Source organism: Shewanella indica, from assembly GCF_002836975.1.
GTDB classification, from domain to species: Bacteria; Pseudomonadota; Gammaproteobacteria; order Enterobacterales; family Shewanellaceae; genus Shewanella; species Shewanella indica.
The window spans coordinates 1-16872 of record NZ_NIJK01000015.1 but is presented as its reverse complement, the minus strand read 5'-3'; the positions used below and the strand labels follow the sequence as shown (position 1 = coordinate 16872).

14 protein-coding genes and 4 tRNA genes are annotated in these 16872 nt (G+C 48.8%); 8 read left to right on the top strand and 10 right to left on the bottom strand.

The window, feature by feature from the left end:
- Positions 1 to 48 precede the first annotated feature (48 nt).
- Entirely contained in the window at positions 49 to 213 is a 165-nt protein-coding gene (locus tag CX650_RS19990; protein ID WP_157822987.1) for a hypothetical protein, read from the bottom strand.
- Between the two features lie 496 nt (positions 214 to 709).
- Between CX650_RS19990 and CX650_RS03725 the strand changes: the two genes are divergently transcribed.
- Positions 710 to 1180, top strand: a complete 471-nt coding sequence (locus tag CX650_RS03725; RefSeq protein WP_101095057.1) for a GNAT family N-acetyltransferase — start codon at positions 710 to 712, stop codon at positions 1178 to 1180.
- A gap of 40 nt (positions 1181 to 1220) precedes the next feature.
- Complete coding sequence (locus tag CX650_RS03720) at positions 1221 to 1706, top strand: LabA-like NYN domain-containing protein (RefSeq protein ID WP_039035287.1); 486 nt, start codon at positions 1221 to 1223, stop codon at positions 1704 to 1706.
- 158 nt (positions 1707 to 1864) lie between these two features.
- Here CX650_RS03720 and CX650_RS03715 read toward each other — a convergent pair whose 3' ends face one another.
- Positions 1865 to 2494 (bottom strand): DUF2987 domain-containing protein, encoded by a 630-nt coding sequence (locus CX650_RS03715; RefSeq protein ID WP_039035288.1) that lies wholly within the window; start codon positions 2492 to 2494, stop codon positions 1865 to 1867.
- Positions 2472 to 3299, bottom strand: a complete 828-nt coding sequence (locus tag CX650_RS03710) for a glucosaminidase domain-containing protein (RefSeq protein ID WP_039035289.1) — start codon at positions 3297 to 3299, stop codon at positions 2472 to 2474. Before CX650_RS03710 ends, CX650_RS03715 begins: the two co-directional genes overlap by 23 nt.
- A 148-nt stretch (positions 3300 to 3447) precedes the next feature.
- Between CX650_RS03710 and yvcK the strand changes: the two genes are divergently transcribed.
- Positions 3448 to 4350 carry a uridine diphosphate-N-acetylglucosamine-binding protein YvcK gene (yvcK, locus tag CX650_RS03705; RefSeq protein WP_039035290.1) on the top strand — a complete coding sequence of 301 codons (903 nt, stop codon included), beginning with the start codon at positions 3448 to 3450 and terminating at the stop codon, positions 4348 to 4350.
- Between the two features lie 79 nt (positions 4351 to 4429).
- Here yvcK and CX650_RS03700 read toward each other — a convergent pair whose 3' ends face one another.
- Positions 4430 to 5623, bottom strand: coding sequence for an amino acid aminotransferase (locus CX650_RS03700; RefSeq protein WP_101095056.1), 1194 nt, complete (start codon positions 5621 to 5623; stop codon positions 4430 to 4432).
- Between the two features lie 1446 nt (positions 5624 to 7069).
- Positions 7070 to 7160 (bottom strand) — tRNA-Ser (locus CX650_RS03695).
- A gap of 205 nt (positions 7161 to 7365) precedes the next feature.
- Between CX650_RS03695 and CX650_RS03690 the strand changes: the two genes are divergently transcribed.
- Both CX650_RS03690 and fabA read left to right on the top strand, forming a co-directional pair.
- Entirely contained in the window at positions 7366 to 8970 is a 1605-nt protein-coding gene (locus tag CX650_RS03690; protein ID WP_101095055.1) for a Lon-insertion domain-containing protein, read from the top strand.
- A 76-nt stretch (positions 8971 to 9046) separates the two neighbouring features.
- Entirely contained in the window at positions 9047 to 9562 is a 516-nt protein-coding gene (gene fabA / locus CX650_RS03685; protein WP_101095054.1) for a bifunctional 3-hydroxydecanoyl-ACP dehydratase/trans-2-decenoyl-ACP isomerase, read from the top strand.
- A gap of 96 nt (positions 9563 to 9658) precedes the next feature.
- Here fabA and rmf read toward each other — a convergent pair whose 3' ends face one another.
- The 5 genes from rmf to rlmKL all read right to left on the bottom strand — a co-directional run bounded on the left by rmf (position 9659) and on the right by rlmKL (position 16155).
- On the bottom strand, positions 9659 to 9835 hold the full coding sequence (rmf, locus tag CX650_RS03680; protein WP_082014336.1) for a ribosome modulation factor: 177 nt from the start codon (positions 9833 to 9835) through the stop codon (positions 9659 to 9661).
- Positions 9836 to 10017: 182 nt separating this feature from the next.
- Positions 10018 to 11859 (bottom strand): DUF3466 family protein, encoded by a 1842-nt coding sequence (locus CX650_RS03675; RefSeq protein ID WP_101095053.1) that lies wholly within the window; start codon positions 11857 to 11859, stop codon positions 10018 to 10020.
- Positions 11860 to 11887: 28 nt separating this feature from the next.
- Positions 11888 to 13801: an ABC transporter ATP-binding protein gene (locus CX650_RS03670; protein WP_101095052.1), complete on the bottom strand. Its 1914-nt coding sequence runs from the start codon at positions 13799 to 13801 to the stop codon at positions 11888 to 11890.
- A gap of 1 nt (position 13802) precedes the next feature.
- Positions 13803 to 14033, bottom strand: coding sequence for a glutaredoxin family protein (locus tag CX650_RS03665; protein ID WP_071476955.1), 231 nt, complete (start codon positions 14031 to 14033; stop codon positions 13803 to 13805).
- Positions 14026 to 16155 carry a bifunctional 23S rRNA (guanine(2069)-N(7))-methyltransferase RlmK/23S rRNA (guanine(2445)-N(2))-methyltransferase RlmL gene (rlmKL, locus tag CX650_RS03660; protein ID WP_101095051.1) on the bottom strand — a complete coding sequence of 710 codons (2130 nt, stop codon included), beginning with the start codon at positions 16153 to 16155 and terminating at the stop codon, positions 14026 to 14028. Before rlmKL ends, CX650_RS03665 begins: the two co-directional genes overlap by 8 nt.
- A 374-nt stretch (positions 16156 to 16529) precedes the next feature.
- On the opposite strand from rlmKL, the gene CX650_RS03655 reads away from it, so the two are divergent.
- The 3 genes from CX650_RS03655 (at position 16530) to CX650_RS03645 (ending at position 16867) form a co-directional block, all read left to right on the top strand.
- Positions 16530 to 16606 (top strand) — tRNA-Gly (locus CX650_RS03655).
- Positions 16607 to 16654: 48 nt separating this feature from the next.
- Positions 16655 to 16731: transfer RNA gene (locus tag CX650_RS03650), tRNA-Met, on the top strand.
- Between the two features lie 48 nt (positions 16732 to 16779).
- Positions 16780 to 16867, top strand: a tRNA-OTHER gene (locus tag CX650_RS03645).
- Positions 16868 to 16872: the final 5 nt, after the last annotated feature.

Sequence of the window (16872 nt, the reverse complement as noted above, 5' to 3'; positions counted from 1 at the left end):
TCCATCCATTTTGAAGGACGACTGGATGCTCACATCGATCTGTGATTTTTAACGTGACACAGAATTTTGAACACCCTCCATTTTATTAATGGCAAAACTCAGCGAATTCTGGAATTTGACATCATCATCCACCGCCAAAATACGCCACATGGCGTCGCGTTGATGAGTTTCTTCCGGTGATGTTTCAGATGAAAACAGTAAATCATCTAGCATAGTTACTAATCCCTCAGTCACTTTGTCCACACTCACTTTGGGACAAAACCAGCAGGAGACCATTTCCCTGCCCGGTACTCAGCACGGTTTAACTCTCGGTTTAGCTCTCGGTTTAGTTCCTCCCGAGTCTACAATCCAGCTCATTTAATGCTAAAGCTGTTACAGTTCAATTCGGCATTAAGCCTTTTTCAATACAGTACGCTATGTGTGATTTAAAGTGTAATCCACTTTTGGCTTAGTGCCGGTTAACCAACGGAATAACAGTGTAAATTTTTTATCTGCTGCGTTACCCTTGAACTCAACAGCTTCAAATTATTATCAAATACCCATAAACTTGTTAACCGACAAGAACCAAAGCTGCACTCTGAGCGCCTTATCATTTTTTTATTCAACCTACTTTGTTACCCTGCACGTTATTTAGGATTTGTGGCCTGTCCTGTGAGGCAGTAAAGCCCGTTAATCCTCTATTTTGCTCAGTCATCCACAAGGACGTCATATGATCCGCGCATTTACAATGGAAGACATGCCAACTGTATTGAAGATCTGGCTAACAGCCTCTATCGATGCCCATCATTTTATTGCCGCAAAATTTTGGCAAGAACAGTTGGATAACATGCGCCAATTTTATATTCCTGCGGCAGAAAATTATCTCTATCAGCATGGTACCCAAGTGCTCGGCTTCTACTCTCTCTATGAGGACAAGTTGGCAGCGTTATTTGTTAAACCCGAAATGCAAGGGTTAGGGATCGGCGGTCATTTACTTGAACATGCCAGGCAACAAAGAGAGCGGTTGACGCTGAACGTCTATTGTGACAACCAAGCCAGTGTCAATTTTTACCAGCACAAGGGCGCTGTGATAATTGGCGAACAAACCTGTCCTTATACAGGACACAAAGAATACAACATGCAACTAACAAGTTTAAACGACTTAAGTACTTGCACAAAAAAGAGCTTTCCCCCGCCATAGGTCAAGGGAGACAGAGTTCATAAAATAAGGAACGGAAACAATGAAAGATCAGCCCAGTAGAGTGCTTCTCTTGGCCGATGTTCAAAACATCTACTACACCACCAAACAAGTTTTCGGGCGAAACCTGGACTACAACCGGCTTTGGTCCAAAGTCACTGATCAGAAACAGCTGGTGAGAGCATTTGCCTACGCTATAGACAGAGGTGATAAAAAACAGCGCGAGTTTCAAAATATCCTGCGGGCCATTGGCTTTGAGGTGAAGTTGAAGCCCTTTATCCAACGCGCTGATGGAACAGCCAAAGGTGATTGGGATGTGGGAATAACCATAGATGCGTTGGAATATGCCGATGCTGTGGACATTGTGGCACTGGTTTCCGGGGACGGTGATTTCGCCTTGTTAGCCGAAAAGCTACGTCAAAAAGGCAAACGAGTTGAAATCTATTCCGTTACTGAATTAACCTCGATGCTCCTGCTCAATGCCGCCAGCGACTTCTGTCCCATTGACGATGATTTGTTACTCAAATGAAAATGGGCAACCAACCTGGCAGATAAATAGCTAGAACGTTGGCAGTAAGCCAGACCTAGCCTCATCTAGTGAGGCGACTCGAGCGTCAGCAAACTGCCAGCAACATCATTCCAAATGATAACCAGCCTTGGAAACTCATCTGAATAAAAGGCAAGTAGTTAGTTGTCTCGCATGACCCATGGGCTGATCACTGCAGGAGCCGAGTCAAATTTTACTACTTCAATTTGGCTGAGTTCCTCATTACTGAGTTCGTAGCGCTTACCCAGCGTTTGATAGCGCCCATCGAGCCAAGCACCATTTTCACTGCCGGTAAATTCAATATTAAGACCTGAAATAGGCTTGGCAAAATACTTCATCGGAAATCCTTGCATCTGCTTCAGGGCTTCATTCATTTGATTACTGATGTCTCTCAGTTCATCGCCGCTGTACTCCTGTTTGGGAGTACGACCCCTGAGCTGCATACCAATGCCGCAGCCTTGTCCATCTCCAGCCAACTCAAGGTTAATCAGGGCTCTGGCACCCTTGAGCTTTTCATCGAAGGGAATAAACAACCTCTGACTGGCATCAAATGTCAGAGGAAAACGTTCAGTTTCTGTGCTGATACTGCCATTTTTTAATTGACAGTTTTCGGTTTCAGGAACCGTAAAAGCCAGATCAATAAGTGGATAATTGCCTTTATTCATCACTTTCATCCGCGCGTAAAAGTCGGCATAGTTCAAAGACACCTGACTGGCCATCAAAGAGGGGGACAGCAACAATAACGTACTAAACAGCAGTTTTTTCGACATGGTTTTCCACCAAATATTCTTCGTTGTGACGCAGCATATCCAATAATTCGTCAATGTAGGCTTCCTGGCGCTCCGAATAGTTTACCAGGCCATAAACCAACTTCTCTGCCGTCAGGGGTTCCTGTTGACTACGGAGATCGGCACGTATGGAACGAAACAAAGAATAGGCTGCATTGGAATTAAGATTACGCATATAAGAAGCTACTGAGTCGTCGACCGATTTGAATACGGCCACTTCATGGGACATGCCTTCAGAGCGCGACTGTGGAACCAAACCGCAACCTTTTTTGAAACACCACTGACCAAAAAAATTGAGTCCTTCACGGGCAAACCGAGAACTGCCCCAGCCGGTTTCGTTGGCTGCCTGGATAAGCACCATAGATTCCGGGATCACATCAACCCGACGCAGCAATTTATTGATGCTGTCGCTATCGATAGCACGCATGGCATATTGATACTTTTCTGCCAGACGCTGAATACGATATTGCTCGGCATCATTAAGCTGATGTTGGTTTTGCAAGTGCTTTTGCACCTGTTCGAGAAATTTACGCTCCTCAGCGATAATGCTATTTTGCTTTTGCACCGCCGGACGCAAGAAGTCAAAAAACGCCTGCTTCTTATCGCTGACATTACCTATGCTGCTGAAATCTGGGATCAAGCTGATACCCAATTGGTTCTTTATCAGTGGTGCTGAACTCTGCTCGGCAGTTTTCAAACTAGGTATCAGGTACACCCTAAGTGCCAATACCGACAGTATTACCAAAGCCAAAGCCAGGGTAAATGAGCCAAGTTTTCCGGTTTTCAATCAGTCTTTCCTTTTGCCGGTTACCCAAAAGTTAAGGGGAAAATTTCCGCATTATATGTCAGATATCACTTTTCACAAAATAGCTCTCTGACTCTTATGCAGCATTGGTGTAGAATGTTCAAGTTCAAAGCGACGGCAAGGATCAGCTATGCAAAGGCAGTTATTCAGTCAATATCAGCAAGTTGTTGCTATTGGTGGAGGCCATGGGTTAGGAAGAGTCCTATCATCCCTGGCTTTTCTCGGCGATCGACTAACAGGCATAGTTGCGACCACAGATAACGGTGGCAGCACAGGCAGATTAAGAAACAGTAATGACTGTATCGCCTGGGGCGATCTACGTAATTGTCTCAGCCAACTGGCGCACAAACCCTCTGTCGGTTCCTTATTATTTGAATACAGATTCGATAGCCAGGATGAACTCAATGGTCATAACCTGGGCAACCTTATCCTGGCAGCATTGGATCAGCTCTGTGTCAGGCCCCTCGAAGCGATTAATCTTATCCGCGGCCTACTTAAAATTGACACCCGCCTATATCCCATGTCTGAACACCCTACTCACTTGCTGGCGCTTGACGCCTCAGGGAGCAAAGTGTTCGGTGAGCTGGAGGTCGACAGCATGGCTGAGCGCCCGGTGGCGATGAATCTTGAACCTATGGTCAAAGCCACAGAAGAGGCCATAGCGGCGCTGAATGTAGCCGAACTGATTATTCTAAGCCCGGGCAGTTTTCTCACCAGCCTGATGCCACCTTTGTTATTGCCAGAGCTGGCAACAGCGATTAAATACAGTCAAGCCAGAGTGGTATTTATCGATAATCTGAAACCTGAGGCGTCAGTGGCCGGGGAGCTGAGTTTGGAGGCAAAGTTGAATTGGTGTCAGCAACTGATAGGCGCAGGGCGTATCGATGCTGTACTGTGTCATGGCCAACCATATCAGGACGGATTAATTTATCGCTCGCCGCTGGCCGATCCACTCCAGAGTGGTTGTCACGACAGAGACGCCTTGGTCAACGCTTTGGTACAGACTTTACAGCCGAAAAAACTTATTGCTTGAATAACGATAAACTATAGCCAAACAGCAAAAAGGACAGCAAAAGCTGTCCTTATCAAGTTTTTGGCAAAATCCAGCAGGTTTAGAGCACCTTGGCTATCGCCTTACAAATAACCGGCATATTACTCTTGGTCATCCCGGCAACACTAATACGGCCAGAGCCGACAATGTAGACGCCAAACTCATCTTTCAGCTTGGCAACTTGTTCCTTGTTAAGTCCTGAGAAGCTAAACATGCCATTTTGACGGGAGATAAAGCTGAAGTCGCGATCGACGCCTTCGGCCTTGAGGCTCTCAACGAACAGGGTTCTCATGCTAGCTATGCGCTGGCGCATTTCAGTCAATTCTTGCTGCCACAGCGTATTGAGCTCACTATCGTTAAGGATAGTACTGACAATCATGGCACCATGAGCCGGCGGGTTGGAGTAGTTGGCACGAATGGTGCGCTTAACCTGACTGAAAGCCCGTGCAGCGCACTCATTGTCTTTGGCCACCAGAGTCACGGCACCGATACGTTCATTATAAAGCCCGAAGTTTTTCGAGAAAGAGTTGGCCACCAGCAACTCAGGCACCATGGCGGCAACAGCTCTGAGGCCTTGGGCATCTTCTTCAATTCCTGTGCCAAAGCCCTGATAGGCAAAATCAAACAGAGGCACCAATCCGTTTTCAGCACACAGTTTGGCAACTTGCTGCCATTGATTGATATTCAGATCGATACCGGTCGGGTTGTGGCAACAGCCATGCAGCAGCACAAGATCACCCTCAGTCGCCTGTTGCAGATCTGTCATCATGGCATCGAAGTCGAGATCGTGGGTTTCTGCCTGATAATAACTGTACTCTTTGATCTCAAGCCCGGCGGTTTCGAAGATGTTCTTATGATTGGCCCAGGTTGGGTTGCTGATCCAGATAGTTTTGCTGTCTGTATTGCTAAGGACAAACTCGGCAGCGACCCGCAATGAGCCTGTACCTCCCGGAGCCTGAGCCGTTACTGCCCGGCCAGCGGCGATTATGGCGCTATCTTTACCGAATAACAGTTGTTGAACCGCTTGATTATACGGGGCAACCCCTTCGATACCGAGATAGCTCTTGGTCTTTTCCTCTTCGAGCAACTTGGCTTCTGCCAACTTGACCGATTTGAGTACCGGGGTCTGGCCAGCCTCATCCTTATAAATGCCAACACCCAGGTTGACTTTATCCGTGCGGGGATCGGCTTTAAAAGCCTCAGTTAAACCAAGAATGGGATCGGCCGGCGCGGCGGTAATCTGAGAAAAAATCATGACAGCTTTCCTGTAATTGGACATGTAGGGACAAATCGGCTCCATTTATACCATTGTCCTCGCCCAGGTTATAGTCTCTTTGGCAGATTCTGAGCCATTTAATTTATTACTTGAAGGATATTCACTCGAAAGCGGGATTTGCCATGGATATGATAAGAAAATAGCGGGCTGATTGAGTGGAGATAGCGGTAACACCAACTTAGAACCATAATCAAAAACTGTAACCTCTGTAATCCAGCCCCTGTAGTGGTCGAGTTGAATTGATCATTATCAATCTAGGACGAAAAATACTCAGGGACAGCCCTTATGCCTGGGGCTAAAAACCCTACGGTCTTCAGAATAACAACTAGCTTGGATAAAAATATGGAAATCACATGAAAAGGCCGCCTGTTTACACAAGCGGGCGTCTCTGGATCTGGCAAAGGTGCAGGGATTTGAACCCTGCATGACGGCGCTATAAACCCAGCAACCCTCACAGCGGTGCCAAGCTAATCGCTATCATCAAAACTCAGATACGAAAAAGCCCGCCTGTTTGCACAAGCGGGCTTCTCTGGAGCTGACAAAGGTGCAGGGATTTGAACCCTGCATGACGGCGCTATAAACCCAGCAACCCTCACAGCGGTGCCAAGCTAATCGCTATCATCAAAACTCAGATACGAAAAAGCCCGCCTGTTTGCACAAGCGGGCTTCTCTGGAGCTGACAAAGGTGCAGGGATTTGAACCCTGCATGACGGCGCTATAAACCCAGCAACCCTCAAAGCGGTGCCAAGCTAATCGCTATCATCAAAACTCAGATACGAAAAAGCCCGCCTGTTTGCACAAGCGGGCTTCTCTGGAGCTGACAAAGGTGCAGGGATTTGAACCCTGCATGACGGCGCTATAAACCCAGCAGCCCTCACAGCGGTGCCAAGCTAATCGCTATCATCAAAACTCAGATACGAAAAAGCCCGCCTGTTTGCACAAGCGGGCTTCACTGAATATGGCGGAGGAGCAGGGATTTGAACCCTGCATGACGGCGCTATAAACCCAGCAACCCTCAAAGCGGTGCCAAGCTAATCGCTATCATCAAAACTCAGATACGAAAAAGCCCGCCTGTTTGCACAAGCGGGCTTCACTGAATATGGCGGAGGAGCAGGGATTTGAACCCTGCATGACGGCGCTATAAACCCAGCAACCCTCAAAGCGGTGCCAAGCTAATCGCTATCATCAAAACTCAGATACGAAAAAGCCCGCCTGTTTGCACAAGCGGGCTTCACTGAATATGGCGGAGGAGCAGGGATTTGAACCCTGCATGACGGCGCTATAAACCCAGCAACCCTCAAAGCGGTGCCAAGCTAATCGCTATCATCAAAACTCAAATACGNAAGCGGTGCCAAGCTAATCGCTATCATCAAAACTCAGATACGAAAAAGCCCGCCTGTTTGCACAAGCGGGCTTCTCTGAATATGGCGGAGGAGCAGGGATTTGAACCCTGGATGGGCTATAAACCCATGCCGGTTTTCAAGACCGGTGCATTCAACCACTCTGCCACCCCTCCGGACGGCGCAAATAGTATAAGCTCACTAAGCCGTTGTAAACCCTTATTTCTAAAAATATGTTCACATGTCTAAATCTCAGCCATCCGAAGGATTCAAACGGAACTCATATCGAACAATAAAAGGCTGCCCGAGATGGAGATTTACCATGCTGCCCCGCCGCCCCTGTGGTAAAATCAGCTTATCTTTAAATGACTTTGAACCACAATGAAGCCTAGCTTGATCCCGGCCGGGGCCCTTACCCCTCAATACTCCAATCTGCAGCTTCCCACATCGAGCCAACTGACAGATCTATTACTTGGACAAGAAAGAGTCATAGAGGCCTTTGGGCTACTGCAATCCTTATCAGGACAACAGCTCTTCCTGGCAGATTTCCAGGGTATCCACCGCACTTGGCTATTTGAAGCCCTTAGCGCCCAGAGCAAGATGCCGATGCAATACTTGAGCGGTCGCATCACCCGGGCGCAGCTACTCGGCCATCAGGATAGTCAACAACAAAGGCAACCGGGTGCCCTCACAACGCCAGGAATACTCTTTATCTGCGCCGAATCCCTGTGGAAACGTGAGCCTTTATGGGAGCTATTATTAGATGCCATTGAAAAAGGTGGTTTCGAGCTTCAAGGGCAATGGCAGCCACTTCAAGCCAAAGTTGTATTGGTGGGCTCGAGTCTGCTCTACAGCGAACTCAGGTTCCACGAACGCAGATTTAGCGAGTTATTTGCCCTGCTTGGCGAACTGGTATTTGAAGTAGACCTGCAAAAAGTCGCTATCAATGACTATGTAGTCTGGTTGGCAGAACTGGCAAAACTCAGCCATTGTCAGTTGACAGAGTCGGCCTTACTGCCTCTGCTCAGATACAGTAGTCGCCTGACAGAGCATCAACAACGTTTGAGCCTCGCCAGCGCAGATTTGGCACAAGTGTTCGCTGAAGCTACTTTTTATAGCCAAGGACAAGCGCTGGATGCCAACGCCATTGAACATGCCCTGGCACAACGCCAACAACGGCATAACGCCCAAGAGCAGCAGTCGGCACAAAATCTTGATGACGCCTTCATCTATTTGCCAACTGAAGGCGCTATGGTGGGGCAAATTAACGGCCTGACTGTAATAGACACCTTGGATTATTGCTATGGCGAGCCGGCCAGGATAACGGCATCGGTGCACTATGGAGATGGTGAAGTCGCCGATATTGAACGGAAATCTGAGTTGGCGGGTAATATCCACGCCAAGGGAATGATGATCCTGTCCGCGTGTCTCTATCGGGTATTTGGCCGCGATGCACCCTTGCACCTCAATGCCAATATCGTATTTGAGCAATCCTATCAGGAAATTGATGGTGACAGCGCCTCTCTCGCCGAATACTGCAGCCTGATCTCGGCCATAACCGAACAGCCGATAGACCAAGGACTCGCGGTAACCGGCGCACTGGATCAGTTTGGTAATGTACAGGCAATTGGGGGCGTCAATGAGAAGATTGAAGGCTTCTTCAAACTCTGCGCGAGGCGCGGCTTGACCGGCAGCCAGGGAGTAATTATGCCCAAGTCCAATGTGCAGCAACTCAACCTGACACCCGATGTTATAACAGCGGTAGAACAAGGATTATTCCAGCTCTACGAAATCACTCATGTAGACCAAGCCGTCACTCTGCTGATGGGAATAAAAGCCGGGGAAGCCGACGAGGACAACAACTTCCCAGAGGACACGCTTTACGGCATGGTTCAACAACGACTGGACAGATTGGCAGGTAATCTTGATGAAGAACCAGGCTATTTTGCGAGGTTACTGGCAAGATTGCCATTTTTTAATCAATAACTAGCTGATCGGAGTTGTTTAGCTTACACCTGTTCGCTAATCTTGGCGGCACTTGAAGAAGGATGTGGTAACAACAATGACTAAAGTAAACAGTTTCAACAAAGAAGAACTTATCGCCTGTGGCCATGGTGAGATATTTGGCAAGAATTCCCCTCGCCTCCCCGTGGATAAAATGTTGATGATTGACCGAGTGGTCACCATCAACGATAACGGCGGCACCTTCGGCAAAGGTGAAATTGTTGCAGAGCTGGATATCAATCCGGATCTCTGGTTCTTTGGCTGTCATTTTGTTGATGATCCTGTTATGCCTGGTTGCCTGGGGCTGGATGCCATGTGGCAACTGGTTGGTTTCTTCCTTGCCTGGGAAGGTGCGGTAGGTAAAGGCCGCGCGCTGGGGGTTGGTGAGGTTAAATTTACCGGTCAGGTACTTCCCGGCGCCAAGAAGGTAACTTATAGGCTGAATATCAAGCGCACCATACACCGTAAACTGGTGATGGGCATTGCCGATGCAACTTTGGAAGTAGATGGCCGCGAGATCTACTCGGCTACGGATCTGAAAGTAGGTGTGTTCAGCGATACTTCCACCTTCTAAAGTAGAGAATTCAAATAACAAGGTCGGCAATTGCCGACCTTGTTATTTTCAGAGATACATAAAAATGCCCTCTTCTGAGAGGGCAATCTTGCTGAATTACTTACTGAACAGGCCGCTTATCCGGCCTTCTACCCCTTCGCGCCAACCTCCTAGCCACTGGGAGCGAGAATCAAGATTCGAATAAGGACAAAGCTCCTTGGAGCGGCCGCCGACACCGGCTTGGAATCCCTTCGAAAAGGCTCGGTCTAAACGATCTCGTTTTTGTCTCTTCATGCAAGCGTCCTCTGTACTATTTTACATAGAAGCATCAGCTTCACTTGCTATGAATAGAACTTTTCAACGCCGAGATCAATCAAAAAATCGCCAATTATAGCGAAGAAATTTTAAACTATTGAGATCCTGATTAAAAAAAATCGGCGCCTTTTAGGCGCCGATCTCACAGGCTTAAACCAAGCTTAAATTTTACGTCTGCGCCACCAGATAAGCGGCAGCAATGCCAACCAACCCAAACTGGCCGCACCGGAACGCTCAAACGGCTTATCAATATCACCGTCGTCCACCTGAGTACAGGCTTCCCCACTGCCACTGGGCTTAAGAACAACCATACGCGGCAGATAAGAAGTCACTGGCTGACCGTTGCCATTAAGCTCAAACAGCGGCTTGCCGTTTTCACCAATTACCAAATTACCTTTTTCATCAAACTGATAAGAAGGCTTACGGATAAAGGCAGTACCGACTATGGTGCCTTCCTCATTGATGCTGTTGGCTTCCACCACCACTATGTCAGTGTTGTAGGTCAGGGTTTTGCCTGAACCGTCCTCAACACTCACTTCATGACGTTTCCAGTTGCCTTCGGCATCTTTCTCATAGCCTTTTGACTCACAGGTCAGCAACTTATTGAGATTACTGAACTCACCGGACTCTTTATCAAACAGGAAGCCCACTTTCGGCCTTGGTTTATCTTTGTCATGGGTTGACTCAATATAACCCACGACCTGACCTTTGTTGTTGATATCTCTGGGTTTACTGGAGAGATCCGACATGGTGCTATAGAAATCATTGGGGGTAACCGGCTTGGTTTCCGGGGTATTTGTATCGTAGATAAAGAACTTATCGCGGATATAACCTTGGATATATTTGTTGTAACTACCAACCAAAATCCCTGCATCATTGATGTCATAGGCAATGGAATTACGTACATCGCCATCAACAACCGGGATCCAATGGTACTTATATTCACCATTGGTATCTTGACTCCAGTAAGCCGCATCCATTCTCAGGTTGTCTGTATCACCATTACGGTAAACATGAGAGCGTCCGGCTACAACCCCTGCGTTGTTCAGCCCCAGTCCCTGCGCGGTAAAGGTATAATCTGAATCCCCGGGTGTCAGACCAAGCGGTAACTCGGTACCGGTAACTGCGCCGTTCTCGTATTGCCAAACATAGGCTCGCATTTGGTACTGAATATTGCGGGTATTATTGGCATTAGGGTACTTTTCCCTTTGCAGACAAACATCCAGCGGCAACGTGTTGTCGTCGCTGAGACAAATAGCCACTCGCTCTGCCCCATATTTGCTGATAGCAGTGCTGGCATAACCGGCAATTTGGTTTTTACTGTTGATCGCAGAAGCCATCGACCAACCACCGAGCTCCGCTGTTTTATCATCTTTGGTGTAAGTGGTATAAGGCGGCAACAGCGGCACTTCAGTACTGCCGTCTTTAACAAAACCGCGCTGCTCAAAGTCACGGTAATACCAGTACTCCTGCCCTTCGGTTTCCCCGTTATAGTCAACCTTCTTCTCTTTACCTGTCATGGCACCAACACGAATACCGGCATCATTGATGTCATAGAGGAAACTATCAACCGAGTTGACGCTTGTAGGATCGGCTGGATCCGTATCAGCCGGCGGTGTGCTACCGTTGATACTCTCAAAATTAGGCGTCCAGGGACTCACAGGATCGTTTTCCTGGGAGTTGAAGGTGAAATTATTGGCAATGATGGGTTTATTAATGGAATAAGTGATCTTTTCCTCGGGAGCAATACCATCTTCAATGTCGATGATACCGTCATCATTGTCTACATCCGAGGTGCTGAGCTTTTTCTTGCCCTTAGCCACAGCGATGGCTTCATTATTGGCATTAACGCCCATACCGTAACCGGTGCGAGTATCGGTCAGGTTACCTTTGAGATCATATTCATCCAGGTTAACGACTTCATAGACAGGAGCCGCCTGCGATACCTGTAATACACTGATAACCCCCATGGCCACCAATGACAGCGCACTATTCAACTTCATTAATTTGATTCCCATTATAATTTTGTGCTCACTTCATTGACTCGAGTTCTTCCCAACGCTCGAAGTAAGCCTCCAGTTGCTGTTCTTTCTCTGCCAACTGTTGCAATTCGCTGCTCACAATAGTTTGATCCTGCGAATAAAAGTCCGGCTGATTGACGCGCTCCTGCAGCTGTTCCAACTCCTGCTCCAGTGTTTCCATCAAGGCAGGTAAAGCATCCAACTCACGTTGAAGCTTATAGGAAAGCTTTTTGGCTGTCTTGGGTTCTGCAGTTTTTTGCGGCGCAACCTCCTGTTTGACAGGCTTAGCCGCCTCAGGTTCCTCAGCATCGCGATAGAAACGTGCCCCTTGGGCAACCGCATCCTGATAGCCGCCGACATATTCACTCCAACGGCCATTGCCGCTGAACCACCAGGAACTGGTGACTGTATTATCAATAAAGGCCCGGTCATGGCTGACAAGCAACAAAGTGCCTTCATATTCAGTGAGCAGAGACTCTAGCAATTCCAGTGTCTCTATATCAAGATCATTTGTCGGTTCATCGAGAATGATAAGGTTGGCCGGCCTAAGCAGCAACCTGGCCAGCAGCAAACGGTTCTTCTCACCGCCACTGAGCGCCTTGACCGGTGTGCGGGCACGCATGGGCGAAAACAAAAAGTCCTGCAGATAACTGAGGATATGCCTGTCTTTGCCGTTAACAGTAACAGTGCTCTTACCCTCGCCGACGTTCTCTTCAACCGTCTTTTCCGGATCCAAGGCTTCGCGGTATTGGTCAAAGTAGGCGACTTCCAGCTTGGTGCCCGTCTTGATTTCACCACTCTGCGGCGCCAACTGACTGATCAACAACTTGATAAGCGTGGATTTACCGCAACCGTTGGGGCCAATCAGCGCGATGCGATCGCCGCGCATCACGTTGGTGGAAAAGTCCCGCACCAGGTCCTTATCTGCCAGGTTGTAATTGAGATCCCGCACCTCAAACACCAACTTGCCGCTGCGCTCGGCGTCGGAGACCTGCATTCTGGCATTGCCCTGACGCTCCAGGCGGGCCCGGCGCTCCATTCTCAAGGCCTTGAGGGCCCTCACCCGACCTTCATTACGGGTACGGCGAGCCTTGATCCCCTGACGGATCCACACCTCTTCCTCGGCGAGTTTTTTGTCGAAATGCGCGTTTTGCTCAGCCTCAACCCTGAGCCACTCCTGCTTACCATCGAGATAACTCTGGTAATCACCGGGCCAGGAGGTGACCACTCCGCGATCCAAATCGACTATGCGAGTGGCAATCTTTTGAATAAAGCCACGGTCGTGACTGATAAAGGCGATGGCGCCCTTATATCCCAACAGAAACTGTTCCAGCCATTCTATGGTGTCGATATCCAGGTGGTTGGTTGGCTCATCGAGCAGTAACAAATCTGGCTCGCTCACCAAAGCTCTGGCCAGGGCGACTTTACGTTGCCAGCCGCCAGAGAGTTCAGACAGAGGCTTATCCGGGTCCAACCCCAGCAATCGGCAGTTTTGCTGAATACGGTTGTCGAGCTGCCAACCATCGAAGTGATCCAGCTTGGATTGCAACCGCTCGAGGTTTTTCAGCATTTTCTCGAGCGCTTCACCCTGGGCCTTGGCCATAGACTGCGACAGCTGATGGTATTCTTCGAGTAGTTGGCCCACATCTGCAAGACCGGCGGCAATATAGGAATAAACAGTGCCCTGCTCCGCTTTGGGTGGGTCCTGTTGCAAGCGGCTGACTTTCACATCGGTGGCGATATTGAACTCACCATCATCGAGCAGGACTTCTCCTGCCAACACCTTCAATAGGCTGGATTTGCCGGCACCATTACGGCCGACAATACAGACCCGCTCGCCGGCTTCAATACTGAAATCTGCCTGCTGTAGCAGAGGGGTATAACCATAGGCAAGCGAGCCATTATTGATACGAACCAGACTCACATTATGCTCCTGTAAAGCGTTTTACTTGCTGTTCATCAAAGGGCCAACAGAGTTCTTCACCCTGGCGATTGGCCAACACAGGAATAAGCACGCCATAGCGCTCGGCAAGCGTTTCTTGCTCGCAAATATCCTGGGTGCGGTAACGAATATTAAGGCCATCGAGCAAGGCCATGGCCAACTCACACAGATGGCAACCATCTGTGTGGTATAGGGTCAATGGCGTCTCAGGCATGGGTGATCAACCAAGTATTATGAATATGCGGATTGCGCTTGTAATCCATTGGCAACATCTGGGCATCCATATTGGTGACTGACATGCCCTGAGCCGCCATGGCTTCGATATCCATTTTGAACTTACGTTTATTGTTGGAAAAGATTATCTCTCCGCCAGGATTGAGCAATTTGAACAGATCAGACAATAACTTGACGTGATCGCGCTGCACATCGAATGAGTCTTCCATCCGTTTGGAGTTGGAGAAGGTTGGCGGATCGATAAAGATAAGATCGAACTTGCGGTCACAATCGCGGATCCATTGCAGGCAGTCCCCCTGCTCGAAACGATACTGTTTGCCAATCAAACCATTGAGCACAAAGTTATCCTTGGCCCAGTTAAGGTAAGTGTTGGACATATCCACTGTCGTGACCGACTTGGCACCGCCAAGCCCGGCGTGTACCGACGCGGTTCCCGTATAGGCGAACAGGTTGAGTACATCACGGCCGTTGGCTTTACTACCCACCAGTTTGCGAATAAGCCTGTGATCGAGAAACAACCCGGTATCCAGATAGTCGGTCAGGTTAAGTTTGAAACGGGCACCATACTCCTGGGTAACCAGCTCCAGCTTTTCTTTGTCGAGCCGCTGGTACTGATTTGTACCCTTCTGCCGCTCGCGGGTCTTGAGGATGATCTTGTCCGGCTCAACACCTATGGCGCCGGGCAAAGACAGAAGCACATCGGTCAAACGTCGCTTGCTGACGGCTTCAGGTATGCTGGCAGGCGCTGCATACTCTTGAATCACCACATAATCCAGATACTTGTCGATAGCGACATTATATTCAGGAATATCTGCGTCATAGAGGCGATAACTGTCGATCCCCTCTTTACGGGCCCACTTATCCAATTGTTTCAGATTCTTTTTCACCCGGTTGGCAAAGGCACTGGCGATGTCACTGACCTCAGCCCCCGACTGCTCGGCTGCCACCGCCGCCCTGCGGGTAGAATTGGCATGCAGGGTATAGAGGTTAAAGGCGCACTCAAGTGCCCCGTTGAACATCTTCATCTGCTTGTCGGCCTTGAGCTTAAGCGATGAGATCAATTCGATATCACTGCAAAGCAAAGCCACTTGCCAACCACCGAACTCACGCTTGAGCTTGTCGCCAAATTGATAGTAAAGCTGCAACAAGGAGGAGACATTGCCCAAACGCTCGCCATAAGGCGGGTTGGAGATCAATAAGCCTTTGTCCAGCGGTGGCGTGATATTGAGAGCATTGGCAACACTGAACTCGATCAGATCACTGACACCGGCGCTCTTGGCATTACGTTTGGCCAGCGCCACCATGCGCGAGTCTATGTCCGAGCCAAAGAACTTCACTTCACAACGGTTCTTGCCTATGCTGGCGCGCGCTTTGGCTTCCTCGACTATGCTTTGCCAAAGTTTGGCGTCATGGCGATGCCAGTGCTCAAAGCCAAAGCGACTGCGTTGCAGTCCGGGTGCCATATCGGCCGCTATCATAGCCGCCTCAATCAACACAGTGCCACTGCCACAAAATGGATCCAGCAAAGGCGTTTGTTTATCCCATTGGGCGCGGGCCAACATGTTGGCAGCGAGATTCTCTTTCAATGGCGCCTCACCGGTACCGCTGCGATAACCACGTTGATGCAGCGCCGGCCCGGAGAAGTTCAGCGCTATGGTTACCTGGCCGTTACGGTAGTGAGCATCGATTTTGAAGTCGGCATCAACACGTTGCACATTGGGACGGTTAAGATCATCTTCGCGGAAACGATCCACCACAGCATCTTTAATCTTGAGGGCCCCGAACTGGGTGTTCTTGATAAAACCGCCCATGCCGTGAAAGTCGATACTAAAGGTACAACGGTTGTCAAAGTGGCTCGGCCAGTCGATACAGAAAGCAGCATTATAAAGCTGTTCTGCTGAGTCACAGGGCCCGCGATGCAATATAAGAAGAATACGGCTTGCCAATCTGGTCCAAAGAGTAATGCGGTATGCCTGCTCCAGTGGACAGGAAAAATAGACCCCGGCCAAACTTTCCTTGACCTCAAGCGCACCGAACTCGCGCAGTTCCTGCGCCAAAGCATATTCAAACCCCTTGGGGGCCGCCGCAAAAAAATTCAACATGAACTAACCAGATAGCAAAGCAAAAATGAATGGCGCATTATAACCATTGATCCAGGCAAAAGATAAAAACTTCCGTTTTCAGTACCGCTTTTCTTTCTCAACCACAGCAAAATTGTTTGAGTTGTAATCAACTGGTTTAATCTCCACGCACAGATGAATCAAATTTGAACACTCAATGGCATTTTGATGATTTGTCCTTGCATTGCCGCGCCTTGGTCGCTATAGTCCACCCCGCTTTGAAGGACGCCGGATGGAACAGCATGGTAACTGGCCGGGCTCAATTCTCTATAAGAGCCTCGAAAGTTGTCGGTTCATATCCAGCACCGTAAGCAAATTCCTTAATGATGAATTCAAACTGATTAGCACAAATCGGACGCGGGATGGAGCAGCATGGTAGCTCGTCGGGCTCCCTCACCGAAGGTCGTCGGTTCAAATCCGGCTCCCGCAACCAATTTCTAATTCCTTAATTATGAATTCAAACTGATTAGCACAAATCGGACGCGGGATGGAGCAGCATGGTAGCTCGTCGGGCTCATAACCCGAAGGTCGTCGGTTCAAATCCGGCTCCCGCAACCAATTTCTAATTCCTTAATTATGAATTCAAACTGATTAACACAATTCGGACGCGGGATGGAGCAGCATGGTAGCTCGTCGGGCTCAGTCCTTTATAAGAGCCTCGAAGGTCGTCGGTTCAAATCCAGCTCCGTAACCAATTCC

Excerpts from the sequence above, each read along its gene's own strand:
- CX650_RS03665 (WP_071476955.1), bottom strand. The coding sequence starts at position 14,033 with ATGCCTGAGACGCCATTGACCCTATACCACACAGATGGTTGCCATCTG.
- CX650_RS03675 (WP_101095053.1), bottom strand. The coding sequence starts at position 11,859 with ATGAAGTTGAATAGTGCGCTGTCATTGGTGGCCATGGGGGTTATCAGT.
- CX650_RS03690 (WP_101095055.1), top strand. The coding sequence starts at position 7,366 with ATGAAGCCTAGCTTGATCCCGGCCGGGGCCCTTACCCCTCAATACTCC.
- yvcK (WP_039035290.1), top strand. The coding sequence starts at position 3,448 with ATGCAAAGGCAGTTATTCAGTCAATATCAGCAAGTTGTTGCTATTGGT.
- CX650_RS19990 (WP_157822987.1), bottom strand. The coding sequence starts at position 213 with ATGCTAGATGATTTACTGTTTTCATCTGAAACATCACCGGAAGAAACT.
- CX650_RS03715 (WP_039035288.1), bottom strand. The coding sequence starts at position 2,494 with ATGTCGAAAAAACTGCTGTTTAGTACGTTATTGTTGCTGTCCCCCTCT.
- fabA (WP_101095054.1), top strand. The coding sequence starts at position 9,047 with ATGACTAAAGTAAACAGTTTCAACAAAGAAGAACTTATCGCCTGTGGC.
- rlmKL (WP_101095051.1), bottom strand. The coding sequence starts at position 16,155 with ATGTTGAATTTTTTTGCGGCGGCCCCCAAGGGGTTTGAATATGCTTTG.
- CX650_RS03700 (WP_101095056.1), bottom strand. The coding sequence starts at position 5,623 with ATGATTTTTTCTCAGATTACCGCCGCGCCGGCCGATCCCATTCTTGGT.
- CX650_RS03725 (WP_101095057.1), top strand. The coding sequence starts at position 710 with ATGATCCGCGCATTTACAATGGAAGACATGCCAACTGTATTGAAGATC.
- CX650_RS03720 (WP_039035287.1), top strand. The coding sequence starts at position 1,221 with ATGAAAGATCAGCCCAGTAGAGTGCTTCTCTTGGCCGATGTTCAAAAC.
- rmf (WP_082014336.1), bottom strand. The coding sequence starts at position 9,835 with ATGAAGAGACAAAAACGAGATCGTTTAGACCGAGCCTTTTCGAAGGGA.